The organism is Streptococcus sp. ST16 (assembly GCF_046098135.1).
In the GTDB taxonomy this organism is placed as follows: domain Bacteria; phylum Bacillota; class Bacilli; order Lactobacillales; family Streptococcaceae; genus Streptococcus.
In genome coordinates, this window is sequence record NZ_JBJUSE010000002.1 from 213,006 (window position 1) to 238,587 (window position 25,582).

The window sequence follows — 25,582 nt, forward strand, 5'->3', positions numbered from 1 at the left end:
TTTTTTAATCTCTAACCTCTTTTATTTCATTGAGGCTTTTTTAATTTTTTAAATTGATAATACAGACCTGGAACCAATGATAACATAAGATAAATCGCCTTGTTTTTCAAGTTAATCCGCTTATTTTTCAAGATTCTTCTTAGATAAGGACGAATCCTTCTTTGAATGCGAACGATTTCCTCTTTGGAAGAATCTGAGATTAAGATGAAAATGTGGAGACTACCGATGAACCAACGGGCGATGATAGCATCATCAAGTTCTGTATTGGCAGAATAGTCCTTCTGGACAACTTCTGCCAAATGATCCATAGAATCATAAAAATCATAGTGCTTACTATTGAAGTTTGATAAGGTAATACTGTTTGGTCTACGATAATAATGATAGATACCTAAATCAATCACACAAACTGATTCCACTTCTTTCAAGTAGTCACTGATAACATATAAGTCTTCATAGATTTTCCCTTTTGGATAGGGGTATTTTTCTACGATATCTCTGGGAAAGAGTTTAGCCCAAGCAGAGACCGTGGCAATTGTACCATAAAGCATCTCTATTAAAGTTTCTTCAGAAGAAAGAAGGGTAGCTTTCGCTAGCATTTCTTCATTTATTTGGTAGTTTTGGTAGGAATCATGTTCGTAAGTATCCTTACCTTTTCCTGCGACAATACGAGCACCTGTACGTTTTTGAAGTTCCACCAAAAGTTCAAGTGCACAAGGCTCAAAATAATCATCTGGATCTAGGAAAACAATCCATTCCCCTTTAGCTTTTGCGACACCATAGTTTCTAGCATCAGACAAGCCACCATTTTCTTTATGATAGGCCGATACCCAATCATACTCACTTGCATATTGATCGCATAGTTTCCCAGAATCATCCGTGGAACCATCATCAACTAAGATAACTTCAAAATCTTTATAGGTTTGATTGACCAAGCTTTCCATGGCATAATGAAGGTAGTCCTCTACATTATAAATAGGTACAATTACTGAAATCATATTTTCTTTTCTTTCTCTTACTCAGTTAGATATTTAAATCTCAAATGAACTTTTATCTGGGAAAAGTTGATTCATAGCTTTAATAAAGTCATCCATCACCTGATTTTCATTTTGGACATTAAAACCATCATTAATACACATAACCTTATATTTCCTAGAATTTAGAAGTTTCCAAAAATCTGGCCCAGCATTATATAATGAAAAGAGACCGCCTAACTTAGGATTTCCAATTGCATATTGACCACTAGCAATCTGCCAATACTTAAAGAGCCAAACATTGGTATCAGATGGACTTCTAAAGCGACTAGCAGATGTTTTTTCTAAGACATCTTTTTCCTTTTCCCATACCAATTCCATTGTTGACTTTAAGAGTGGATGCGTTAAATGATTCTCCCAAAAACCACAAATAAATTTGCTGTGTCTATACAACAAAGATTTAGCAATACCTTTAACACCTTGTTTAATTGAGAAGAATTTGCCATTCTTTAAAATTTCCTCACGAGTAAAATGTGTTGTTATAATTCCCATATCATTCATTTGGAAATGGCCAGTGCCATATCTCTCCGTTGTAATAGGAGCTAAAGCCGTAACATACTTTGGTAAACCATCATCTGAAAAGAAATCTGTCGGTTCAACTGGAGCTGTGAGATAAACATCATCGTTAAAGAACACAAAGCACTCAGAAAGACCTGGAATCCGATGAATATTGCTTTCGATAGGATTGGCAGAAAAAACTGGTAGGTAGTCATTGCAGATAATCTCTGTATGATCTACCAAGACCAATTTATCGCTATTTAACTCTAACCAACTTGGCTTTTGATTGTCAGTCACAAGATAGACCTTATTGACCCAAGGGGCAAACTTTTCTACCCCTCTAAACCAGTATTTAAAGGTTCCCCATTCACGATAAGCCTTATCCGAATTCATGCCTTCCTTAGAGGTATTAATTGTTCCATCGTACTGTACTTTCTTTTTTCTCCAAACAGGATCATTCCCATCAACCCATGCGACAACAAAATCAATTTTTTCTACCATTCAGTCTCTCCTATTTAAAAATCTAACAGTCTTTCCATCAATTTAATAGACGTATATTGCTCAAAATATAGGTTCTTCGCCTTCGCAACCTTTTGAAGCACCTCATCAACTGAAGGATCAAAATCTTCTATAATTTGTGCTAGTTTTTCAAAGTCACCTGACGGATAGAAAGTCACTAGCGATTCATTAACATAGTCTCGAACAGAAGGAATATCATTTACAATGATAGGAACTCCTAAAGACATTGCTTGAAGCATAACCATATGACCAGCGGATAAATCAATATCTTTTAACGATAGGACAAGGAAATCAGACTTAGCTAATACATCTCCAAAGGTTTCTACTACTACATCAGATAAAACTTGAATGTTTGAACCATGCGTAGGAACTCTCCATGGCTGAGTTGCAATCACACACGGCATTGAAAGGTTTGAAGTCTCCACTGCCTTGACTAAAGTCTCATAATCTCGGTTACTACCTCCACCTGAAAAGATATACTTAGTTGGTAAAGAACCTTGATAAGTTAGTTGATTATCATAATCTAAGCCGTAATGAATAAATTTAAATTTCTCCTGAAATTCTGGAAAGAGTTCCGAATAATAATGAATTTCTTTTGAACCATAGACTATGATATTTCTGATATTCTGGAAAGACTTTTTCACAAGTTGCTTTCGTAAATAATAATAGATTTTATTTTTCTTATTCTCAAACAAAAATCCTGCTAATGTAATTTCCTTGCCACTTTTATTTAAAATTCCTAAAAAGATACCTACAAGAGGATTTACACAAATAATTTTCTTGACATCATATTTTATGAATTTCCGAGCATAATCATAGGACATTTTCCACATTAAAAAATGATACAAAGCACTACCGATGTATTTGAAATTACGTACTCTTCTTATAAGTGGACTTTCATAGTTGGTATAAACTACTCGGCTCCCGCCATGAAGAGATTGATAATGCTCTTCATTCTTTTTTTGTAGCTCACTGTCTAAAATGATTAAATTTTCCATTATACCCCTTATTGTAAATTATCATAAAATTCCGAGAAGTTCTTGATGTAACTCTCCAAAGAAAACAGCTCTTTTTGTCTCTGATATCCTACTCGCCCAAATTTTTCTCTTTTTTCAGAACTATCTAGTAAGAGAGAAATGGCATTAGAAAGTTCTTGAGGACGATTTGGTTTGACTAAGCAACCACTTTTGTCATCTACTACCATTTCAGCTATTCCCCCATTGTTATAACCAACAACTGGTTTTGAACAAGCCATGGCTTCTAGGACTACTGTAGGTAGGGAATCAGGTTTTATACTTGGTAAGACAAAGATATCAAACATATTATAAAGTTCAGAAGTCTTATCGTAGTAATCAATACGATGAATTTGTGACACAACAGATGAAGAAGCTATTCTATTATCTAGTTCTTCTAAGCGCCATTCTTCACCAGGAAAAACACCTCCAGCTAGGAAAGCCACCGCTTTCTTATTCTTTTCCAAAAGTGGCTCGACTGCTTCTATGAAATCATTTTGTCCTTTGATAGCATTGACCCGACCAATCATGCCAATCACAAGTGCATCTTGCTCAATGTCAAATTTTTCACGAATAGAAGACGCATCCATTGGATAATAGACAGCATTATCGACACCGTTATAAATCACTTCCACTTGGCTATCTTTGATAAAGGGAGACTGCTTGATATGATTAGCGACCGCTTGGGACACCGTCACAATCTTGTCTGCATATCGTCCCATGAGCATATTGATAAAGTCAGAAATAGCTTTGGGTTTGACGATAATCTCATGAACATGCCAAACCAAAGGCAGCTTGAGCTTGCGTTTCAAATAGATGCCCTCCAAAACAGCCGCTGTATTATTGTGAACCATATCTATACTATGTTCTCGAGCATAGAGGGCGATTTGCTTAGCATAGAAATTATAAGAGCGAATATAGTCGGCAATGCCTTTGGGGTTAAAATACTTTCTTCGTAAAATCGGATAGTCCAGCACGCTAACCTGAGCTCCAACTTGACGCAAGGCCTCGACTAAAACACCATCATTTGGTAGGATGACGTGAGCTTCAAATTCTTGGCGATCTAATCCTTTGATCAATTCCAGTAAAACCTTATCTGCTCCATACATTTCTGCACCAGCATGCAAGTATAAAATCCGTTTCATTCCCTATCCTTTAAACACTTCTTCATAATCTGACACAATCTTTTCCCATGTGAAAGCTGAGAGAATTCTTTGGCTTGACTTGAAATCCAAGTCAGCTATCACTACTTGATCAAATCCCTCTACTTCCTCAATGACGTGTGCCAACTCGTCTTTTTTCCAATAAATAGCCCCGTCTTCACCAACCTCACGGTTAAAGCCAACATCTAGCAACAAATTCAGTTTTGTAGATGCTAGGGCTTCCAGTAGAGAAGGGTTGGTCCCTCCAACCTCATGCCCATGCAAATAGGCAAAAGCAGTTTCACGAATGTACTTGAGCAATTCTTGGTCATAGACCGTACCGACAAATTTGACCCTAGGATCTTTATCAAAACCAGTATCCTGTAGCAACTGATCGTAAAATTTATTCTGCTCCACATTTGTGATGAGGACAAAGTCCTTCTTGGACTTGGACTTGATAAATTCACGAATCATGGTTTCGTAGTTGTTTTCAGGAACGAATCGTCCCACCACTAGATAATAGGTATTTTCGCTAATTCCTTTTTCCTGATACCAGTCTCGAACTTTGGCATCTTCTGCTTTCAGGCTTGAGGGAGCTGTATCTGTCCCATAGGCAATATAGGTGGTCTTTGGTTGATACTGCTTATAATCCTCCCGGATATATTTTTCAATATTTTTACTGTCACAGACCAATAAATCAGCATGTTTGACCATTAGTTGCTCCGAGATTTTCCAATACTTTCGAACTGGCAGGCTCCACTTTGCTCGCAGCCATTCATGACCATCAGGATTTACCAACAATTGGCCTCCGATGGCACGAATTTTTTTCTTAAGCCCAGAAATAAAAGGACCGATGCGACAAGCTAGAATGTAAAAAATGGGAGCCTCGTCCTTGTTTTCCTTAGCCAATTCAATAGCCTTGTTGAGCGCTGCGATATCGTAAGCGATGGCGCGGGCCGGTCCAATATTAGGTACATCAATGTTGAAACAAATGGCCCCATTATGCTCAAACTGGTCATCCGTGATGCCAGATTTAGCTGAATTTTCACGCATACAAGCAACATAGTATTGTATGTTGCTGTCTTTTTGATATTCGGTTAATTTTTCAACAAAGGTTTCAAATCCTCCATACTTAGCAGGAATCCCCTTTGAACCAATAATATAAACTGACTGTTTCATTTCTCTCCTAACAAGCTGAAGGCAGAAATCACTTCGCCCCTTCTCTCATAAATACCACTTTGACGGTCTTTAACAATATTTCAATATCTTTCCAGATGGTCCAATCATCAATGTAGGCCACGTCCAGCTTGACAACATCATCAAAGTCCGTGATTTTACTACGACCACTCACCTGCCATAGACCAGTAATTCCTGGCTTAAAACTAAGACGACGTTTTTGTTCAGGAGTATATTTTTCATACTCATCAACTGTTGGGGGACGTGTCCCAACCAAACTCATATCTCCCATTAAAACATTCCAAAACTGAGGGAGCTCATCTAGACTGGTCTTACGGATAAATCTCCCTATCTTTGTTATACGAGGATCATCATCGACTTTAAACATACCACCTTGCATGGTATTTTGTGCAAGGAGCTCTTGTTTCTTTTTCTCAGCATCCACGCACATAGATCTAAATTTATAAAAAGTGAAATGTCGACCATTTTTTCCGATACGAGTTTGAGAAAAAATAGCGGGTCCGCCATCTTTTCGAATCACCGGAACCAAAACAATACTCACCAATCCACAAATAAGTAGTCCGATAATTGAACCTATGATATCAATGAAGCGTTTAGCAATGACATGGCTTGTCTTATAAAATTTTGTAGAAAACGTAATGACATTCAAGCCTGCCATCCCGCGAATCTTTTTATCGCTACCTAGATAGTTATTGAAAGCATTCAGGTTGACTGTCACGTCAATTCCCATTGTTTCAAAAAGAGAGATGAACTCCCCGATGTCGTACTTTTCACTTGGTAAATTGATAAAAACTTCATCAACAACTTCATGGGTAGCAAAGTCTAAGATGTTCTCTGCAGGTACAACGGTTACGGATGCATGCTGAAAATTAGGCTGATCCAAAACACTGACCGCCACCAATTCCCAAAAAATATCTCCCGACTCTATCAGTCTATCCACAACTTTCTCAACTCTGGAAGTAGCTGTTATCAAGAATATCTTTTTACTCCCCTTGAAATTTGGAAAGATACGTCTCCTATAGCGTTTAATGCACAGATTCAACAAATACAACAAAATAGAATGTATTGTCAAAAAATAAATCATGCCTCGTCTAGAGATACTAAAACGATCTTCTAAAAAGAAGTTTGAAATACTGATGGCTAAAGCAAAGAAAACGATATATTTTGTAGTGCTGATAAACTCAGATAAATAACCCCTTTTAAAAAAATCACGCTCATAATCACTAATGTTAAAAACAACAAAATGCAGAATGAACAAGATGATAACAGAGGTGTTCACAATCTCTGTTTCTCTTACAAAACTAAGTAAATAAGCTAATACAATGACAAGAAAACTCTGGATTACCGCCAAAGTAATCTTCAATCCTTTTTCTTCCATAATATCTTCCCTAAGCTATCTCTTATTTTTTCCCGTAAGAGCCATAAGCTCCATATGATCCATATTTTTCAACCGAGGTATTCAATTTATTTAATACAATCCCTAAGAATGGTTTACTTGTTTGTTCCAATTGTTCTTTGGCTTTTTGGATATCACGTCGATTTGTTTCACCAGCTGCAGTCACCAAAATCGAAGCATCACATTTCTGAGTGATGATAGCCGCATCGATCACAACCCCGATAGGAGCAGTGTCCACAATGATGTAATCGAAGTACTTGCGCAAAGTGTCAAGCATAGTCTTAAAATTCTCACTTTGCAACAAAGCTGTTGGATTTGGAGAAACGGAACCAGCTTGAATGACAAACAAATTTTCAACATTCGTATCACATAACCCTTGTGATAAATCTGTTGTCCCTGATAAGAATTCTGTTAATCCCGTAATCTTTTCACGTGATTTAAAAACACCTGACATGACAGAATTACGAATATCGGCATCAATTAAAAGCGTCTTATATCCAGCACGCGCAAAGGCCCAAGCAATATTGGTAGAAGTAGTTGACTTCCCTTCCCCTGGTTTCACTGATGTAATGGAAATAACTTTTAAGTTATTTCCGCTCAATTGTATATTGGTACGAAGCGCATTGTAATATTCCTCTGCTTTTCTTGCCTGATCCAATTTTTTATGTGCGATTTCTAACGTTGGCATTTTTCTCTCCTATTTTAATTTATCCAAATTTGGAACAACTCCTAATAATGCAATTTGCATAACATCCTCAACGTCTTCTGGTCGTTTAACGCGTGTATCTAGGAGTTCAATAAGGAGAACTGTGACAATCATCACAACCGCTCCAGCGAGAAATCCAATCATGGTATTACGACGGATGTTTGGTGAAGATGGTGAGGTTGCTGGGCGAGCCTCTTCGAGTGTCGTCACATCTGAAACCCGTGTAACACTAATAATCTTTTGAGCTGCAACCTCTCTCAATGAGTTGGCGATACGACTTGCTTCTTCAGGCGCACGATCTGTAACAGAGATGGATACGATACGTGTATCAGCCGGTACGGTCACCTTGATTTTACTAGCCAAACCTTTTGAAGGAAGATCCAGTTTCAAATCCGTTGCGACCTTCTCCAAAACGTCTTGCGAAAGAATAATTTCGCGATAGTCTTTAACCAAGTAAGATCCTGCTTGCAAATCTTGGTTTGTCAATCCAGGCTTATCTCCCTGATTACGATTAACTACATAGATACGTGTCGTACTGGTATATTCAGGTTTTACGATAAAGCTACTATAGGCAAAGGCTACTACCCCAGTTACGATTGCTACCAGTGCAATTAGAAATTTCCGTTTCCAAAGAATTTTAAGCAATTGAAATACATCAATTTCCATCATATTTTGTTCTTTCATTGTTTCTCCTAAATCAATTGATCCATTATTATTTTTCGTGGGTTATCTTTGAATAGTTCCTTCGCCTTATCTTCGCTATACTTTTTAGCAATGATGTCATAGGCTTCTTCCATATGAGGTGGTCTACGATCCAAGTTATGCATATCGCTAGCAATGACATGAACTAGATCACGTTCCAAGAAATACTGAGCTCTCTTTTTCATGAATTTGTAGGTTTCTCCAAAGAGTTTTGGTTTCAAGACATGAGAACTATTGACCTGGGTATAGCACCCCATATCAATCAGCTCCTGAACTCGCTTCTCATTATTTTCTAGAGCATCATAACGCTCAATATGGGCAATAACTGGTGTGATCCCTAACATGAGAATATCGCTCAGGCCTTTATGTATATCTCGATAGGGTGTATTCATACTGAACTCAATCAAAGCATAGTGACTATCATTGAGGGTTGGAATCAATTTCTTTTCCAATTTTTCGACAACATCTGGCGTATAGTATATTTCTGCACCATAAGCGATGACAAGATCATCTGCCACCTCTTTGGCCATTTCGCGAACTTTCAAAAAGTTAGTTGCTATTTTCTCTTCTGGCGTCTCAAACATCCCTTTACGACGATGAGACGTGGAAACAATGGTCCTGACCCCTTGACTATAGGCTTCTCTTAAAAGGTTTTTACTCTCCTCTATCGACTTTGGACCATCATCCACATCAAAAACGATGTGTGAATGGATGTCTATCATGCTACTTCCCCTCCATCACATCTTTGATAGCTGCCTTGGCTGCAGCCAAGCTACTTTCATCAATTTCCATCATATAGAGGTTGCTATCTGGCATAGCGTAGGATGGAAGATCCGTTCTACCAGTTCCTTTTAAGTCTTGGGAATTAACCTTATACTGACCACCACTATCCAACTGTGTATTAATCAAGTCCATCATGGTTTCCAAAGGCATATTGGTTTGAAGAGAATCTTGCAATCCTTGAATAATGTTGTCATAATTCTTTAAAGCCTCTGTCGAGGTTAGCTTCTGAATGATGGCAACAATGACTTTTTGCTGGTTCCGACCGCGGTCGCGGTCTCCATCCGCTAGAGAGTAGCGTTCGCGGACAAAACCAAGGGCTTTTTCAGAGTCTAGATGGACATTCCCGACAGGAAAGTGGTACCGCCCATGCAAAGAAGTGAAATCTTGGTCATTATAAACATCCACACCACCTAGAAGGTCAATCAATTTCAAGAAAGAGGTGAAATTCAAACGAACATAGTAGTTAATATCAACTCCATATAGGTTTTCCAAGGTATGAATTGATGAGTCCACTCCATAAATCCCCGCGTGAGTCAATTTATCCTTTTGATTATTTCCTCCGTCCGCAATCGGAACATAAGAATCTCGAGGTGTTGTGGTGAGAAGGATTTTCTTAGTATCTCGATTTACAGTCATCAAGATGTTGACGTCTGAACGCGAAACTGAACTGATAGGTCCGTAGGTATCAATACCACTGATATAAATATTAAAGGATTGATTCTTAGATACCTTTGGTGCCGCAACATCTTTGGTTAGTTTTTTCGTATAGATTTTCTTAATCTTCGAAGCATAATCTGGATACTCCGCTTCAATGATGTTTTCAAAGACACTGTTCAAGACAATCGCTTTCGCATCACCTGAAATCAAGCTCTTATAGGCTGCTAAGTAAGATGCACTTTGTTCAACCGCCAAGTCTTTGCTCTGAGTCGTCTTAATATCCGCTATCAATTTTTGGATATTGTCATTATCCGTTTCAGTCGGACCTGTTACACTTTCCAACTGGGTAACGTTGTTGATTTCACTATCTTTTAAAACCACAACACTCATCGAATATTCTGAGTAGTTTGATGTCGCATTGATGTGATTAGTCAAGCCCACAAATTGGTGCAAAGCAAATAGCGAAAGCGAACTAGTTAACACCGCAAGTACCAAAAAGAAAATCGTGAACTTTTCGGCTTTCTTATATACTATCAAAAGTAGAGCTACGATAGCAGATAGTAAAACTAGAACAGTAGCTAAGATATTGAGATGCCTAAAGGCTAGGATATTATGTCTAAAAATTAAGAACAACAAAGAGCCACTCAATAATAAATAAATGGCTAATAAAGCTATATTAATACTTCGTTTCACATTTCCTGAACGATTTCTCTTTGAACGTCTACTCATGGTAATCCCCTATACACGTTAATAATTATAATTATTATATCACAATCATGAAAGAAATTCCATCCATTCCTGCTATTATCAGCGTTTTCATTCATTTTTTCTTATCTATATTTTGAATTTATGACTTCCATTAACGGAATCCTTGATAAAACAAAAACAAGACCCCCTTTATTATGGGGCCCCATTTCTGTTTTTATTTGATATGATTTTCAAACTCTTTTTGGCTCTTTTCAATAGCCTTTTTACTTTCTGCTTCCCACTTAGCCTTGGCTTCGTCAAATTGTTTCTTGGTAACAGGGTCTTTTTGCAGTCTCATGTACTTATAATTATTTCCGTCACCCTTGATTCCCACTAGAGAGTAGGCACGTGTAAACGGAGTTACTTTGGTTACAGAGGCTGTTCCACCATTTGACATAGCAGACATGACTAGAGAATTGTCAATCATCCAAGCTTGAGCTTCAGCGTATTTTTCATAACGCTTAGCGACATCTTTATTCTCAGCATCTGCTTCTTTTAGGAGTTGTGTATAGGTATCGAGCCCCAGACTCTTGATGAGCTCTTGGTCTTCCTTGGCATCAAGGCCAAAAATCTTGAGATAGAAGCCGGTTTCAGCATTGAAGGGGTCTAGATAAGTTGATGGATCCTGGTAATCACCAACCCAACCATCAAAGTTTAGATCGTAGTCACGAGCTGCTGGATTTGGCGCTAGGAAGGCAACATTTCCAAAGTCATCTATAGAAAGCTGTTGAACATCAATGACGATATTGTCAGAACCTAGTACTGTTTCAAGGGTTTGTTTAACCGAGTTCATACCAGAAACCGCATTTTTATTCGTCTGATCAACAGGGACATCCAAATGGATTGGGAAAGTCACGCCTTGAGCTTCCAATTCCTTTTTAGCTTCCGCAAATTTTGCTTGGGCCTTTTCCTTGTTAAAGTATGCATCTTGAGCGTCTGCCAAATTGATACCTGACCACTCAATTCCATAGTTTACAAGTTTAGAAGCTGTTACTTCTCCAAAGGTCTTATCTCCCACTTGGACAAAAGTTGGTGGAACCAGAGTATTACGAAGGGTTTTGCTCGCTGCTTCTTCACCGTTAGATTGAGCAGAGTAGGCTGTTCGATCAATACCAAAGTTGATAGCCTGACGGAAATTTTTATTTAAGATAGCTGTTTGAGCTGATTTCTTTTGTTCGTCCGTTGTTTTAGCGGTATGATTATAGGTCTTACGGTTGACGTTAAAGTTAAAGTACCAAGATGTCTTGTCTTGCAAGCTATAAACGATATTGTCTTGGTATTTTTCTTTTGTCTTGGCATAGTTCGAACTATTTGGATAGACTCCTGCAATCGAGTAAGCGCCATTTTCAAAGTTTCGAATGGTCATCTCCTGATCGGACCCATCAAAGTAGGCTAACTTAACTTTTTCAATGGTTACTTTATCATGGTCATAATAGTGTGGATTCTTCACATACTCGATGGAAGATTTTGATGTGAAATCTTTTAACAAGTAAGGCCCATTATAAAGGATGCTGTTTGGCGTCAAGGTTCCAAATTCTTTATCCTTTGATTTCAAAAACTCTTCGTTAACCGGGAAAAGGATACTATTGGTGGTCTTTGAGTTCCAGTAGGGCTCTGGTCGAGTCAAAGTGTACTCAACCGTATAGTCATCCAAGGCTTTGACACCAACTGTTGTGAAGTCATTGGTCGCACCTGTCACATAGTCATTCAATCCCTTGATAGAGTTTTGGATGAGATCCATGGCTTGCCCCTTGTTGTCCGCAGCATACTTAATCCCAGTGACAAAGTCTTGGGCTTTGACTGGAGCGTACTCTTCTCCATCAGCCGTATACCACTTGGCGTCTTTTCTGAGTTTATAAGTATAGGTTAAACCATCCGCCGAAACTGACCAATCTTCAGCTAGAGCTGGCGTTAGATTCCCATAGCTATCATTTTCTAACAAACCATCCACAAGATTGGTAATCACTGAAGTGTTATCTGCATAATAGTCTAAAAGATAGTTAAACGTCGTCGGATTTGCACTAAATGTTGATGAGAAAGTGCTTGTATCAGTATTTGACTGTCCACAAGCTGTCAGTAAAATCCCTGTAGCTAGGACAAGACCAGTTCCGATGAGTCTTTTTTTCATGTTCATCCTCTACTCCTTTATGTCACTTTTTATAACATAGCCGTATTTTATCAAATTTATCCTAAATTGTAAAGTTTCCGACTCTTTTATAGATGAATGATGAACCTAGTCAAATAAAAAGAAAGGAAGCACAGTTACCTGCCTCTTCCTTTCTTATAGATTATTTAACGTGTTTTTCTAGCTCTTTTTGGTATTTGGCATTTGTTTCAATCTTTTCTTGTTGCCATTTCTTGAGAGCTTCTTCGTATTCTTTTGTAGTCACGACATCATTTTGCAATTCCAAACCTTTGAACACAAATGGATCTCCCTTGATTCCGACTTGAGAGTATGCTTTTGTGAATGGAACAGTACGGCTAACAGTTGGAGAACCACCTGAAGAGGCAACTGGAATCAAGAGCGAACTATCAGATACCCAAGCTTGCGCTTTAGCGTATTTTTCGTAACGCTTATTGAGGTCGCTTGTTTCAGCTGCGGCATCATCCAAGAGTTTCTTGTATTCGTCTAGGCCGACTTGAGCCATCACTTCTGGATCTTTTCCACGAGTGATACCCAAGTGTTTAAGGGCAGAACCCTTCTTAGCATCAAGAATGTTTAGGTAGGTGGCTGGGTCTTGATAGTCTGGTCCCCAACCAGTTCCATTCAAGTCGTAGTCTTTTTGTGCTGGAACCTTAGCTTGAGACGTAATGCTCATTTTCTCATTATCGGTCATTTGAAGGACATCGACAATGACATTCTCCGTACCCAGTGTTGATTCGATAGACTGCTTGAGTGAGTTGGTTTGTTGAACGGCAATGACATCAGTCTGCTCAACTGGAACATCCAAACGGATTGGGAAGGTCACACCCTTAGCCTGCAATTCTGCCTTAGCCTTTGCAAAGGCTGCCTTGGCTTTTTCAGGACTGTAAAGCGTATCCTTACCATCAGTAAGGGCTACATCTTTCCATTGGTCTCCGTAAGAAACCAGCTCTGCTTGTGCCAACTCTCCAAATGTCTTTTCACCTACTTGAACGTAGTCATGAGGTACTAGACTGTTACGGATAATTTTGTCCGCACCTTCTTCACCATTCAACTGAGCCGTGTAAGAATGACGGTCAAGGGCAAAGTTCAAGGCTTGACGGAAATTCTTGTTGAGAAGAGCTTCTTTTGTTGATGTTTTTTGAGCCTCGTCTGTTTTGGCTGTTTTATTGTAAGACTGGCGGTTTACGTTAACAGTGAGATAGTAGCTTGTCGCTTCTTGTGGACTGTAGACAATCTTATCTCCGTACTCTTTCTTAGTTGACTCAAAGTTTGAGCTTGTTGGGAAGAGACGAGCTGTTGTATAAGCCCCCTGCGTAAAGCTTCGAATCAAGGATTCTTGGTCGGAACCATCATAGAAGGTTAGTTTGATATTGTCAATCTTAACATTGTCCTTGTCCCAATAGTTTGGATTCTTTTCATACTCAATGACTGATTTTGAAGTCAATGATTTCAAAAGGTAAGGACCGTTATAAAGAATACTTGATGGTGTTGGCGCACCGTAGTCGCTCCCTTTAGAATTCAAGAATTCTTCATTAACTGGCAGCATGGTAGCAGTTGTAACCTTAGAATTCCAGAAACTTTCTGGTTTGTTGAGTGTGTATTCTACCGTGTAATCATCAACAGCCTTAACTCCTACAGTAGAGAAATCATTGCTTTCTCCACTGATATACTCTGCCAAACCTTTGATAGAATCTTGAAGGAGAGAGAGACCGTCTGATTTGCCATCAGCCGCGTGTTTCAGACCAGTAACAAAATCCTGAGCTTTGACTTCAGCATACTCTTCTCCCTCAGAAGTATACCATTTTACACCCTTACGAAGTTTGTAGGTATAAGTCAAGCCATCTTTAGAAACGGACCAGTCTTCTGCAAGCGATGGAATTAAGTTTCCATACTTATCATTTTCCAAAAGGCCATCAACAACGTTCGCTATAACATCAGAAGTTGAACTCTTGCTCGTCACACTGTAGTCCAAAGACGATGGATCCATAGCATAGACATAAGAGAATGTCTTGGGTGCATCAGCCTTCTTTTCACTTTTCCCACAAGCAGTTAAAAGAAGGGCTGTGCTCAGGACGGCACCTGCTCCTAAGAGCCACTTTTTCGATCTCATAAGTAATCTCCTTTAAGATAGTATTTTCACCATTATACTCTATTTTTTCATAAAAGCAAGGGCTTTCGCCAGATTTTTTGGAAAATTCTAACAAATATTTTTTAAAGACTTTTCTACATATTTTTTAGTAAAAGAACCCCAAGCATCAAAGGCTTGAGGTTCACTTATTTTAATCCGTTAGTTCCACACAGAAGGCATCCCATGGAGCCAAGGTCTGTTTCTCAACTGCTTTTTTAGCTGTAGTGTTTTCAATCAAGACAGATTTAACTTTTCCTTCTACTGAAAAGTTTTGTTTTTCATTGGACAAGTTAGCCACAACTAAGAAACGACGGTCACCGTCCTTACGGATATAAGCAAAGATCTTGTCAGCTGTATCAAGCAATTCAAAATCAGCTCGAATCAGCCAGCTGTTCTCCTTACGGATCTGAATGAGTTTCTGATAGGTATAGAAAATAGAATCTGGATTTGCCAGTGCTTCTTGAACGTTGATTTCTTCGTAGTTTGGATTAACTGCCAACCAAGATTTACCTGTTGAGAAGCCAGCATTTTTGCTTTCATCCCATTGCATCGGAGTACGTGCATTATCACGACCGATGACACGGATGCTGTCCATGATTTCCTCTATAGAAACGCCTTTCTCAAGAGCTTCACGCGCATAGTTGAGGGATTCAATATCTTCTACTTGATCCAGTGTTTCAAATGGATAGTTGGTCATCCCAATCTCCTCACCTTGGTAGATATAAGGAGTCCCTCTCATAAGATGAAGTAGGATTGCAAAGGCTTTGGCAGATTTCTCACGACATTCTTGGTCATTTCCCCAGATAGAGACGATACGAGGGAGGTCATGATTGTTCCAGAAGAGGGAATTCCAGCCGTCTTCAACTCCTAACTCTGTCTGCCATTTGTTGAAGATTTCTTTTAACTTACTGATATTCAGCTCTTTTTGATAGTGCCATTTAGGTTGCCCTTCCTGATATTGAAGACAAATGTGCTCAAACTGGAAGACCATAGACAATTCTTGCCCCTTTGGATCAGAGTAGAGCTTGGCAATCTCTGGCGTTGCTCCCCAGGTCTCTCCTACTGTCAAGAGATTCTTATCTCCAAAGGTCGCCTGATTCATCTCCTTGAGATAGGGATGGAGCATAGGGCCATTATTGACTACTTTCTCGTCAGGAATTTTCCCAATCATGTCAATGACATCCATACGGAAACCGCCAATTCCTTTATCAATCCAGAAGTTCATCATCTCGTAAATTTTCTGGCGCAGTTTTTCATTCTCCCAGTTGAGATCAGGCTGTTTCTTGCTGAAAAAGTGAAGATAGTATTGATCTGATTTTTCATCGTATTCCCAGGCAGACCCACTAAAGATAGACTCCAAATCATTGGGCTCATCCCGCCAGATATAGTAGTCTCGCTCGGGGCTGCCAGGATTTTCACAGGCCTCGACAAACCAAGCATGCTCATCCGAGGTATGATTGACCACCAAGTCCATGATAATTCGAATATCCCGCTTCTTAGCCTCTGCGATTAGTTGGTCCATGTCCTCCATGGTCCCGAAAATAGCTGCAATCGCTTGATAATCAGCAATATCATAGCCATTATCATCCATCGGACTGTCATAAACAGGAGAAAGCCAAATTGCTGTGATTCCTAGCTTGGCTAGATAGTCCAACTTACTAGTAATTCCTGGCAAATCGCCAATTCCATCTCCGTTACTGTCCATGAAACTCTTTGGATAGACTTGATAGACTACGGCATTGTGCCACCATTTTTCTTGCATCTGTTTACCTCATTATTTTAATAATCTATAGTCTATGATAGCGCTTTTTAAAATTTTGTGCAAGCGTTTGCCTAATCTTTTTAATTTCTTTTTTAGCTCCGTAGTTTCCTAACTTCCAATTTTTTATTATAATAGAGGTCAGAGGTAAAAAAATGAAAAAACAAGCTTTTAGTTCTGAACAATATCTGAATCTACAGCGCGACCACATTTTGGAGCGCATTAACCAATTTGATGGCAAGCTCTATTTGGAGTTTGGTGGCAAAATGTTAGAAGATTTCCACGCTGCTCGTGTACTTCCTGGTTATGAGCCTGACAATAAAATCAAGCTCTTGCAAGAATTGAAAGAGCAGGTTGAGGTTGTGATTGCTATTAATGCTAGCAACATCGAACATTCCAAAGCACGTGGCGACCTAGGCATTTCTTATGACCAAGAAGTTCTTCGTTTGATTGACAAATTCAATGAGCTGGGAATTTTTGTTGGTTCGGTTGTCATCACACAGTACGCTGGCCAACCGGCTGCAGATGCCTTCCGCAACCAGTTAGATAAAAACGGAATTGATTCTTATCTTCATTACCCAATCAAAGGATATCCGACTGATATGGACCACATCATTTCTCCAGAAGGTATGGGGAAAAACGACTACATCAAAACCAGTCGCAACTTGATTGTCGTAACCGCTCCTGGACCTGGTTCTGGAAAATTGGCCACTTGTATGTCAAACATGTACCACGACCAAATCAATGGCATCAAGTCTGGTTACGCTAAATTTGAAACCTTCCCAGTTTGGAACCTGCCCCTTCATCATCCAGTCAACTTGGCCTACGAGGCTGCAACCGCAGACCTTGATGATGTCAACATGATTGACCCATTCCACCTCCAAACCTACGGAGAAACCACTGTCAACTACAACCGTGATATCGAAATCTTCCCAGTGCTCAAGCGCATGTTAGAGCGCATCCTCGGCGAATCTCCATACGCTTCTCCAACAGACATGGGTGTCAACATGGTTGGCTTCGCTATTACAGATAATGAGGCTGCTATCGAAGCTTCTAAACAAGAAATCATTCGTCGTTACTATCAAACAGTCCTTGATTTCAAAGCTGAAAAAGTTGGCGAATCTGCTGTCAAGAAAATTGAACTGCTCATGAACGACCTCGGTATCACTCCTGCAGACCGTAAGGTTGCTGTTGCTGCACGCCAAAAAGCAGAAGAAACTGGTGGTCCTGCCCTAGCCCTTGAATTGCCAAATGGGGAAATCGTAACTGGTAAAAACTCTGAACTCTTTGGTCCTACAGCTGCTGCCTTGATCAATGCCATCAAAAAATCAGCTGACATCGCTAAGGAAGTAAAATTAATCGAGCCTGAAGTTGTCAAACCAATCCAAGGCCTTAAAATCAACCATCTCGGTAGTCGCAATCCACGCCTGCATTCAAATGAAATCCTGATTGCTCTTGCAATCACAGCTATGGAAAATCCTGATGCTGCGCGTGCCATGGAAGAACTTGGCAACCTCAAAGGGAGCGAAGCCCACTCAACCATCATCTTGACAGACGAAGACAAGAACGTCCTTCGCAAGCTAGGCATCAACGTAACCTTCGACCCTTACTACCAATACGATCGCCTGTATCGTAAATAAATAAACAAGGCTGGACAAAAACTCAATTTGAGAGAAAAATCCAGTAAATCTTTACATAATAAAAAAATCAAACGCATAATATCAAGTCTTTTGAACACTTGGTATTATGCGTTTTTATGATTTCCCATTCTCATTTATTTCAATGAAATTGTCAACTCGACACAGGCTCCTCCTTGGGCTGGATTGAGCAGGGTCAGACGACCACCGTGCAAGAGAGCTACCTGCTTAGAAAAAGCTAAGCCGATACCATGATGGGGATTAGCTGAATTGCGGCTTTGATCACTCTGGTAGAAGAGCTGTTCTGCTCCCAGCAGCATCTCCTCTGAAAATGAAGGGCCGTTGTTCCAGATAGCAAAAACCAACTGATCCTCCTGCACTGATACCGTTAGCTTCACTTTCTTTTGACCCTGGTCTGCATGTTCAAGCGCATTCAGTAAAATATTGAGCAAAGCCCGTTTGAGATAGTCCAAGTGAATCGACAAAATCAGACTAAGATTACAATCTTCTTGGAGATAAAAACGATAGCTTTCCTGTTTACTGAACAGCGCCCAATCGTCCTGGAGATAAGCCAAAAAGTCCTCTAAGGAAAGCTGACTGAACTGATTAGAATCAATCTGAAAAGCCTTAGCGTAATCAATAAGAGAGCCACAATATTCTTCCATCTTGTAACTAGCTTGCAAAATCTCAGCAGCATAGTCTGCCTGTGGCTGGCCTAACTGCGCCAATTCCAAGAGCTCAGCATTCCCCTTAATCACAGTTAGGGGCGTTTTCAAATCGTGCGATGTCGCTGATAGCTGTAAAATCAACTCTTGATTATGCTGCTGCTCTTTTTCTAGAAGACGAGCATTTTCTTGGTGACTGCTCCGTAAATCGCTATAGACTTCGAGCATTTCCTCGATCCGAAAAAGCTGGCTTTGATTTTCTTCTAAAAGCTTCTTGCTCGTTAGCATTTTTATTTCCCTGTCGATTTTTCGGAGCAATTTCAAAATATGATAAAAAGTAATCAGCAGCAAGCTCCCTGCCCAAAAGAACAAGGCGAAAAGAACGTGATTGCTTCCTTGCGTAAATTCATAACCTATAAGCACAAAAATCAAAACATGGAAAAAGACGATTTTTAAACTGGTTGTCCAGACTAGGATTTTGAAATTTCGGGTTCTAATTGCCATCTATAGCCTACTCCTCTCACAGTTGCGATTGCTTGCAGCCCCTCTTGTTTGCATTTTTGACGAATCTGATATACGTATTCTGAGATGGAACGAAGCTGTGTTTCTGAGCTTTCTGGATAAAGCAAGGTATGCAGGCGTTCAGCTGAAAAGGTCTGCTTGGGACTGCTAGCTAGTAAATGCAGCAACTTAAACTCTCGCTCTGAAAATTTCAAAACTTTACCAAAACAGGCAACTTCATAGCGCTCTGGATAAAATTGGCAAGAAGCAATTTCAGAATATCGCTCCTCACGTCTTTCCTCCCGCCGAAGATGAGCCCTGACACGCGCCAGCAATTCTTTGGTTCCAAAAGGCTTGACAATATAGTCATCTGCTCCGCGAAAGAGCCCTTCCACTTTGTCCGCCTCCAATTCCTTAGCCGTCAGAAAGATGATTGGACACGAAAGATGAGGACGAATGTAGGAACACAGCTCAAAACCATTAACAGGCTCCATCATCACATCCAGCAGAATCAAGTCATATCCGACAAAATGCGTCAGCTCTAGGTCTTCTATCCGATCAAGCGTCGTCACATCATAAGCATCTAGCTCTAGGACGTTTTTCACCAGCTTTAAAATGCTCTGGTCGTCATCAACCACCAAAATACGATACTGTCTCATGATTTCCATTATAGCATACCTCTAGCGAACATCTCGTTTCAAGGTTAAGAATATAGCAGGGCTCCAAACCAAAGCTAACCATAACAGCTGTATTCCCAGCCCTGAGAGATCTATTGAATGCTGAAGTCCTTTATACTCAAAAAGATTTAGCGTAGCCAGATCGGGCAGGTATTTTGCTTCTTTGATGAAAGTCGCCAATAAACGGCTGAGACCAATCAAGAGAGGAAAGAGCACCGACACCGGCACAACCCAAGATTGAAATAGCAAAGCGAGGCCAGCAGTTAAAAAAGCCAGAAAAATATTGCTGAGAAGACCAAAAGAGCTGTAATAGAGGAATTTCTCTAGTAAGGACCAGCTAAAGCTTAGGTCAAAACGAGCCAGCATAACAAGGAAACAGCTGCCTATCATGACACTGTAGAGAACCAAGAGCAGCAAGCCCAGAAAAAGGAATTTCCCAGCCAACCAAACCTTTCTATTTGATACGGTTAGAAAATTCGTTCGCATCCCAGACTTGACAAACTCCTGGGCAAAATAGAGAGAAGTAAAGATGACGATGACAGGCTGCGCCAGATAGAGGGCATGCAAAACCTCGCTCAGAGCCTTCGTCTGACCAACTGCTGTCTGACTGTAGTCAAGATTCATCAGAAAAAATGGAACAGCTACCATAGCCACTAAGGCTGCACCAAGAGCGAGATAGTAAGAACGGAACTTAATCCATTCACTTCTAAGCAAAGCTTTTATCATCAGTATCGCCCTCCTAAATCCGTCTTCAAAAAGCGCAGAGAAGCCATGCCGCCGATGACTAGCAACCATGCACCAAGTATCAACAGCCCTTGCAAGGGATTGTTAGCATATTGGGAAGTTGGCGTTGCAGCAAACAACTCTCCTGCTGGCTGTGGCAAATAAGTCCCCCAACTCGTGTGAGCTGCCAGGTAGTTTCCCAGATTATAGATCTGTGGTATGAGAAAAAGCAGAGGAACTAGCATGGTCCGAGCCAATAAACCTAACAAAAACGAAAGGATTCCCAATAAGGTCAGAGATAAGGTTTTCCACAAAATCAAACTCCAAGCTGCCTGATTGAGCAGAATCGGATCAAGTCCTTCCTTTCCTAAAGCGAGATGCATGACCATATAACTAAAGTAGATTGATAAAAAGCTAGTGGCAAGAGAAAAGCAAGTAAAGATCATGAGTTTCCCCACAAGCAACTTCAGCCGGTTATTACAGGTCAAGAGACTGGTTCTCAAGCTATGAGACTGAAATTCCATAGCTCCCAAAATTCCAGCTAAAATGACCAAGACCATGACCGCCATAGAAGCCCCGTTGAGACCTAGATATTCCAGCGGATCAATGGCGTTTATCAGATTAGGAACCGTCTCAGGCGTAGCATCCAAGCCGATAGACAGATACTGTCGGCCCTCCAACCAGGATACGACAGGCACTAATAGCAGCATGAAGGCCACACTTACTTTGAAAGCCTTGATTGAGCGGATTTTCAACCATTCTGAATGCAATAAGGACATCGTTTCTTTCATCTTAAACCTCCTCTGTCAAATCAAAGAAGAGATCTTCTAGACTGTCTGAATCTTGCAGCACCTCTTCCAATCGTCCTTGCTCAATAATTCGCCCATGGTGAATCAAGACCACATCATCTGTCACCATTTGCACCTCTGACAGGATGTGGGATGATAGAAGTACCGTTTTCCCTAAATCAGCCTGCTGACGGATGAACTTTCTAAACCACTTAATCCCACTTGGATCCAGTCCATTGGTCGGTTCATCTAATATAAGAAACTGAGGATCACCTAGCAAAGCTGCTGCCAAACCCAACCGCTGACCCTCCCCCAGAGACAGGCTTGACAAGAGGTCCTTCCTCTTATGAGCGATTCCAGTCATCTCCAAAACCTCATCAATCCGAGACTTGGGAATAGCATTACTCGCCGCAATAATTCTCAAGTGGTCATAGACCTTTCGATTTGGCAAACCGCCAATGCCGTCAAAGGCTGCACCTACCGTTCTGAGCGGATAGATCATTGACTGATAGGTTTGCCCATCAAAAGTCGCCGCTCCTGCTGTCGCCCGATCTAACCCCAAGAGAATCCTCAAGGTCGAACTTTTCCCTGCACCATTTGGGCCCAGAAAAGCTGTAATCCGCCCGCTTCTAGCTGTAAAAGAAATATCTTCTAAAATCTGCTTACTGCCATGCTTTTTGCAAACGCCTTCTATTTTCACCATATGTTCCATACTGAACTCCTTTATCTTTATTTTCTACAGTATATCCAATCTAGTTCAGAATTAGTTCAGAAATCAAGCAAAAATTCTAAAAGTTGACTCCATCTTTCAGAAGTTGCTCTAGCTTCATTAGAAAGAACTCAGTTTTTCTTTATAATTCTGCGAGTTTTGTATGGAGACTTTGTTATAATGCTAGTTTCAAAAAGTCATTTATCAAACTCCATCAAGAGCTGGCTTTATGTTATAATGAAAGAAGAAAACTGAAAGGAACTACCATGTCAAAAGAAGTTATTGTTGAAAGTTTTGAACTTGACCACACCATTGTTAAAGCACCCTATGTTCGCTTGATTGGGGAAGAAACAGGGCCAAAGGGAGATGTCATCTCCAATTATGATATTCGCTTAGTACAGCCAAACGAAGACTCTATCCCTACTGCTGGCCTTCACACTATCGAACACCTCTTGGCCAAACTCATCCGTACCCGCATTGACGGGATGATTGACTGTTCACCATTTGGTTGCCGTACAGGTTTTCACATGATTATGTGGGGACGTCATACCAGCGCTGAGATTGCTGCTGTTATCAAGGATTCGCTCAAGGAAATCGCTGAAACGACTACTTGGGAAGATGTACCTGGAACAACCATAGAATCTTGTGGAAACTACAAGGACCACAGCCTCTTTTCTGCTAAAGAATGGGCTAAACTCATCCTGGAACAAGGTATTTCAGATGATGCCTTTGAACGTCATGTGATTTAAACACAAAAAAGGAACCAGCTTTTCAGCTGGCTCCTTCTTTTTTCTCAAAATTTTGTCTTATACTCAATGAAAATCAAAGAGCAAACTAGAAAGCTAGCCGCAGGCTGTACTTAAGTACGGCAAGGTGAAGCTGACGTGGTTTGAATTTGATTTTCGAAGAGTATTAGGCTTTTTCACGAATGACCAAAATACCATCTTCCATATCTGCTTCCAGATGTTTGGCATCTAGATGATCCAAGTGGAAGTCTGTCACCTTATCACGAATTTGTTGTTCAACCACGCGACGGAGAGGACGAACACCCATAACTTCGTCATAGCCTTCTTCTGTGATAAAGTCCTTAGCTGCTTGGCCAACTTCAAGGTCGATTCCTTTCTTAGCCAAGGTTTGGTTGACTTCAGCCAACATCAAGTCCACAATCTTAGAAAGGTCTTCCTTATTCAAGTGTGAGAACTCGATAACTGCATTAAAGCGATTGAGGAATTCTGGACGGAAGTATGGTTTCAAACGATCCATTAATTCTGGTTTGTCTGCATCTTCCGTCAAGTTGGCTTCATAGCCAAATCCAGCATTTGATGTTGCGATAATGACAGTGTTTTTGAAGTTCACGGTATTTCCTTGACCATCAGTTAAACGACCGTCATCCAAGACTTGGAGGAGAAGGGTAATGACTTGAGGATCAGCCTTTTCAATTTCGTCCAAGAGAATGATAGAGTAAGGATTGCGACGAACACGTTCTGTCAAGGTATTGCTATTGTCATCATAACCCACATAACCTGCTGTTGTACCGATTAACTTAGAAACGGCTGTGCGGTCACTGTATTCAGACATATCCAAACGGATGATCGCATCCTTGGTTCCAAACATATCGAGCGCCAATTGCTTAGCAAGCTCGGTCTTCCCAACCCCAGTAGGACCTACAAAGAGGAAGCTACCGATTGGGCGATTGCCTTCATCAAATCCTGCACGGTTACGACGGATAGCACGAGCCACTGCTTCTACTGCCTTATCTTGGCCAATAACCTTGTGCTCCAAGCGATGGGCCATATCTTTCAAACGTTCGATGTCTGACGCTCCCATTTGTGACACTGGAATACCAGTCATACGTTCCACAGATTCAGCCACATCGTTGACACTTGCAGTCACCTTCATATCTTCTGTGTGGTTTTCGATTTTCTTTTCTAATTCTGCAATGCGTGTTTTAGCATTAAGAGCTGCTTCAAAGTCTTCTGCTTCAACTGCTTTTTCTTGCTTGTCTTTTTCTGCCTCAATCTCCCGTTCGACAGCATGAACATCTGTTACTGGATGTTGAGCTGCCAAGTGAGCTGCCGTTACATCGACAAGGTCAATAGCCTTATCTGGCAAGCTGCGTTGAGGAATGTATTGGACAGAATAATCCACTGCTGCTTTCAAGACTTCATCTGGCAAGATGACATTGTGGTGTTGTTGATAGAGGTCACGAATTCCTTGAAGGATTTTAAAGGTATCCTCTGCTGAAGGAGCATTGACCTTCACTTCGTTGAAACGACGAGCAAGAGCTGCATTTTTCAAGATAGTGTTACGGTATTCGTCTTGAGTTGTCGCTCCAATAACGGTCAATTCACCACGAGAGAGGGCTGGCTTGAGAATGTCCGCAAGCCCCTTAGAACCACTGTCTCCACCAGTGCTACCAGCACCAAGGATTTGGTGGATTTCATCAAAGAAGAGGATAATATTTCCTGCTTCTTTTACCTCATTGACTAGATTTTGCACATTTTCTTCAAAGCTACCACGGTATTGAGTACCAGCCTCGAGACCTGAGATATCAATGGAAATGATTTCCTTGTTCTTAATAGCAGCTGGAACATCTCCGTTCACAATAGCTTGTGCTAGACCTTCGACAACTGCTGTCTTACCAACACCTGCATCTCCGACAAGTACAGGATTGTTTTTGGTACGACGTGAGAGGATTTCAGATGTTTCTTGAATTTCCTTGTTTCGTCCGATAACAGGATCCAATTTGCCCTCGCGAGCTTCTGCGGTCAAGTTTCGACCTAGTTTAGCAAGGACACCGTCTTGTTTCATACCTGAAGCGTGTTGTTGCATTTGCGCATCAGATTCTGCATTTCCTGGTAATTGACCAGTTGCACGATAATGAGCAAATTCCTCAGGTGTCACTTCTCGTCCATTAATCAAGTAGCGACGGTTTTCAGAACTATATCCTCGCATACCACCCATCAATTGGTTAAATAAATCATCCATGTTGTTAAAGTTATTAAAGTTGTTGTTCATATTCTTTACCTCGTTTATTCTTAATTATATGCGATCTTTGATATTGACTATCTTTGACCTTTGTTTTAAAAAATTTAGACTAGCTAAATCGCTACTCTACGTATAATTTCTGGTTTTTCTTTTTTAAATAAGCCTTTTATAATCTTCTTTTCAAATTCTGTTAGATTCAACATAGGCCTCACCCCTTTCTCGGGATTCTATACCTCACTCTCAAAGACTAATTCGTTGAAAATGAGCTTTTTAAGGAATTCATTTTCCTTATGTTTCTACTATATCACTTTGGTCAGTAAAAGTCAATAACTTTTTTGACCAAATTTGACTATTTTTAAAAATTTTTCAAGGACGCAAAAAGCCAGTCGTTTCTGTACTGACCCCAAAAAGTTAGACAAATAATTTAAGTGAAGGATTTAGTTCTGTATTGCACAGGACTAAGTCCTTTT

Annotated in this window: 21 protein-coding genes; 2 read left to right on the forward strand and 19 right to left on the reverse strand. The window is 40.3% G+C overall.

What is annotated here, in order from left to right:
* Positions 1-26: 26 nt before the first annotated feature.
* The 13 genes from ACIY14_RS02680 to ACIY14_RS02740 all read right to left on the reverse strand — a co-directional run bounded on the left by ACIY14_RS02680 (position 27) and on the right by ACIY14_RS02740 (position 16,427).
* Entirely contained in the window at positions 27-995 is a 969-nt protein-coding gene (locus ACIY14_RS02680) for a glycosyltransferase family 2 protein (RefSeq protein ID WP_409001426.1), read from the reverse strand.
* Positions 996-1,028: 33 nt separating this feature from the next.
* On the reverse strand, positions 1,029-2,030 hold the full coding sequence (gene wefF / locus ACIY14_RS02685; RefSeq protein ID WP_409001427.1) for a receptor polysaccharide phosphotransferase WefF: 1,002 nt from the start codon (positions 2,028-2,030) through the stop codon (positions 1,029-1,031).
* Between the two features lie 14 nt (positions 2,031-2,044).
* Positions 2,045-3,046 carry a glycosyltransferase gene (locus ACIY14_RS02690; protein WP_223362064.1) on the reverse strand — a complete coding sequence of 334 codons (1,002 nt, stop codon included), beginning with the start codon at positions 3,044-3,046 and terminating at the stop codon, positions 2,045-2,047.
* A gap of 8 nt (positions 3,047-3,054) precedes the next feature.
* Positions 3,055-4,206 carry a glycosyltransferase family 4 protein gene (locus ACIY14_RS02695; protein ID WP_409001428.1) on the reverse strand — a complete coding sequence of 384 codons (1,152 nt, stop codon included), beginning with the start codon at positions 4,204-4,206 and terminating at the stop codon, positions 3,055-3,057.
* Between the two features lie 3 nt (positions 4,207-4,209).
* Positions 4,210-5,382, reverse strand: coding sequence for a beta 1-4 rhamnosyltransferase Cps2T (gene cps2T, locus ACIY14_RS02700; protein ID WP_409001429.1), 1,173 nt, complete (start codon positions 5,380-5,382; stop codon positions 4,210-4,212).
* A 28-nt stretch (positions 5,383-5,410) separates the two neighbouring features.
* Positions 5,411-6,778: a sugar transferase gene (locus tag ACIY14_RS02705; RefSeq protein WP_409001430.1), complete on the reverse strand. Its 1,368-nt coding sequence runs from the start codon at positions 6,776-6,778 to the stop codon at positions 5,411-5,413.
* Positions 6,779-6,800: 22 nt separating this feature from the next.
* Positions 6,801-7,484: a tyrosine-protein kinase gene (locus ACIY14_RS02710; RefSeq protein WP_272153962.1), complete on the reverse strand. Its 684-nt coding sequence runs from the start codon at positions 7,482-7,484 to the stop codon at positions 6,801-6,803.
* 9 nt (positions 7,485-7,493) lie between these two features.
* Positions 7,494-8,186 carry a capsular polysaccharide biosynthesis protein CpsC gene (gene cpsC, locus ACIY14_RS02715; RefSeq protein ID WP_409001431.1) on the reverse strand — a complete coding sequence of 231 codons (693 nt, stop codon included), beginning with the start codon at positions 8,184-8,186 and terminating at the stop codon, positions 7,494-7,496.
* Between the two features lie 8 nt (positions 8,187-8,194).
* Positions 8,195-8,926 (reverse strand): capsular polysaccharide biosynthesis protein Cps4B, encoded by a 732-nt coding sequence (cps4B, locus tag ACIY14_RS02720; protein WP_247916626.1) that lies wholly within the window; start codon positions 8,924-8,926, stop codon positions 8,195-8,197.
* A 1-nt stretch (position 8,927) separates the two neighbouring features.
* Positions 8,928-10,373, reverse strand: coding sequence for an LCP family protein (locus ACIY14_RS02725; RefSeq protein WP_409001432.1), 1,446 nt, complete (start codon positions 10,371-10,373; stop codon positions 8,928-8,930).
* 193 nt (positions 10,374-10,566) lie between these two features.
* Positions 10,567-12,525 (reverse strand): peptide ABC transporter substrate-binding protein, encoded by a 1,959-nt coding sequence (locus ACIY14_RS02730; protein ID WP_409001433.1) that lies wholly within the window; start codon positions 12,523-12,525, stop codon positions 10,567-10,569.
* 154 nt (positions 12,526-12,679) lie between these two features.
* Positions 12,680-14,647, reverse strand: a complete 1,968-nt coding sequence (locus tag ACIY14_RS02735) for a peptide ABC transporter substrate-binding protein (RefSeq protein ID WP_409001434.1) — start codon at positions 14,645-14,647, stop codon at positions 12,680-12,682.
* A 169-nt stretch (positions 14,648-14,816) separates the two neighbouring features.
* The gene (locus ACIY14_RS02740) at positions 14,817-16,427 is read right to left on the reverse strand and encodes a glycoside hydrolase family 13 protein (RefSeq protein ID WP_409001435.1); all 1,611 of its coding nucleotides are present in this window, start codon (positions 16,425-16,427) and stop codon (positions 14,817-14,819) included.
* A 152-nt stretch (positions 16,428-16,579) separates the two neighbouring features.
* Between ACIY14_RS02740 and ACIY14_RS02745 the strand changes: the two genes are divergently transcribed.
* Positions 16,580-18,064, forward strand: coding sequence for a DUF1846 domain-containing protein (locus tag ACIY14_RS02745; RefSeq protein ID WP_409001436.1), 1,485 nt, complete (start codon positions 16,580-16,582; stop codon positions 18,062-18,064).
* Positions 18,065-18,198: 134 nt separating this feature from the next.
* Here the strand turns inward: ACIY14_RS02745 and ACIY14_RS02750 are convergent, their stop codons facing one another.
* From ACIY14_RS02750 to ACIY14_RS02770, 5 genes are read right to left on the reverse strand one after another with little or no spacing between them, the layout of a single operon-like run.
* Positions 18,199-19,230, reverse strand: a complete 1,032-nt coding sequence (locus tag ACIY14_RS02750; RefSeq protein ID WP_409001437.1) for a sensor histidine kinase — start codon at positions 19,228-19,230, stop codon at positions 18,199-18,201.
* Positions 19,197-19,895 carry a response regulator transcription factor gene (locus ACIY14_RS02755; protein ID WP_409001438.1) on the reverse strand — a complete coding sequence of 233 codons (699 nt, stop codon included), beginning with the start codon at positions 19,893-19,895 and terminating at the stop codon, positions 19,197-19,199. Before ACIY14_RS02755 ends, ACIY14_RS02750 begins: the two co-directional genes overlap by 34 nt.
* 12 nt (positions 19,896-19,907) lie before the next feature.
* The gene (locus ACIY14_RS02760) at positions 19,908-20,630 is read right to left on the reverse strand and encodes a lantibiotic ABC transporter permease (RefSeq protein WP_409001439.1); all 723 of its coding nucleotides are present in this window, start codon (positions 20,628-20,630) and stop codon (positions 19,908-19,910) included.
* On the reverse strand, positions 20,630-21,418 hold the full coding sequence (locus tag ACIY14_RS02765; protein WP_409001440.1) for a lantibiotic ABC transporter permease: 789 nt from the start codon (positions 21,416-21,418) through the stop codon (positions 20,630-20,632). Before ACIY14_RS02765 ends, ACIY14_RS02760 begins: the two co-directional genes overlap by 1 nt.
* Position 21,419: 1 nt before the next feature.
* On the reverse strand, positions 21,420-22,127 hold the full coding sequence (locus ACIY14_RS02770) for an ABC transporter ATP-binding protein (RefSeq protein WP_213988371.1): 708 nt from the start codon (positions 22,125-22,127) through the stop codon (positions 21,420-21,422).
* A 263-nt stretch (positions 22,128-22,390) separates the two neighbouring features.
* Between ACIY14_RS02770 and ACIY14_RS02775 the strand changes: the two genes are divergently transcribed.
* The gene (locus tag ACIY14_RS02775; protein ID WP_000032562.1) at positions 22,391-22,873 is read left to right on the forward strand and encodes an S-ribosylhomocysteine lyase; all 483 of its coding nucleotides are present in this window, start codon (positions 22,391-22,393) and stop codon (positions 22,871-22,873) included.
* Positions 22,874-23,036: 163 nt separating this feature from the next.
* Here ACIY14_RS02775 and ACIY14_RS02780 read toward each other — a convergent pair whose 3' ends face one another.
* Positions 23,037-25,142 carry an ATP-dependent Clp protease ATP-binding subunit gene (locus ACIY14_RS02780; RefSeq protein ID WP_409001441.1) on the reverse strand — a complete coding sequence of 702 codons (2,106 nt, stop codon included), beginning with the start codon at positions 25,140-25,142 and terminating at the stop codon, positions 23,037-23,039.
* Between the last annotated feature and the right edge of the window lie 440 nt (positions 25,143-25,582).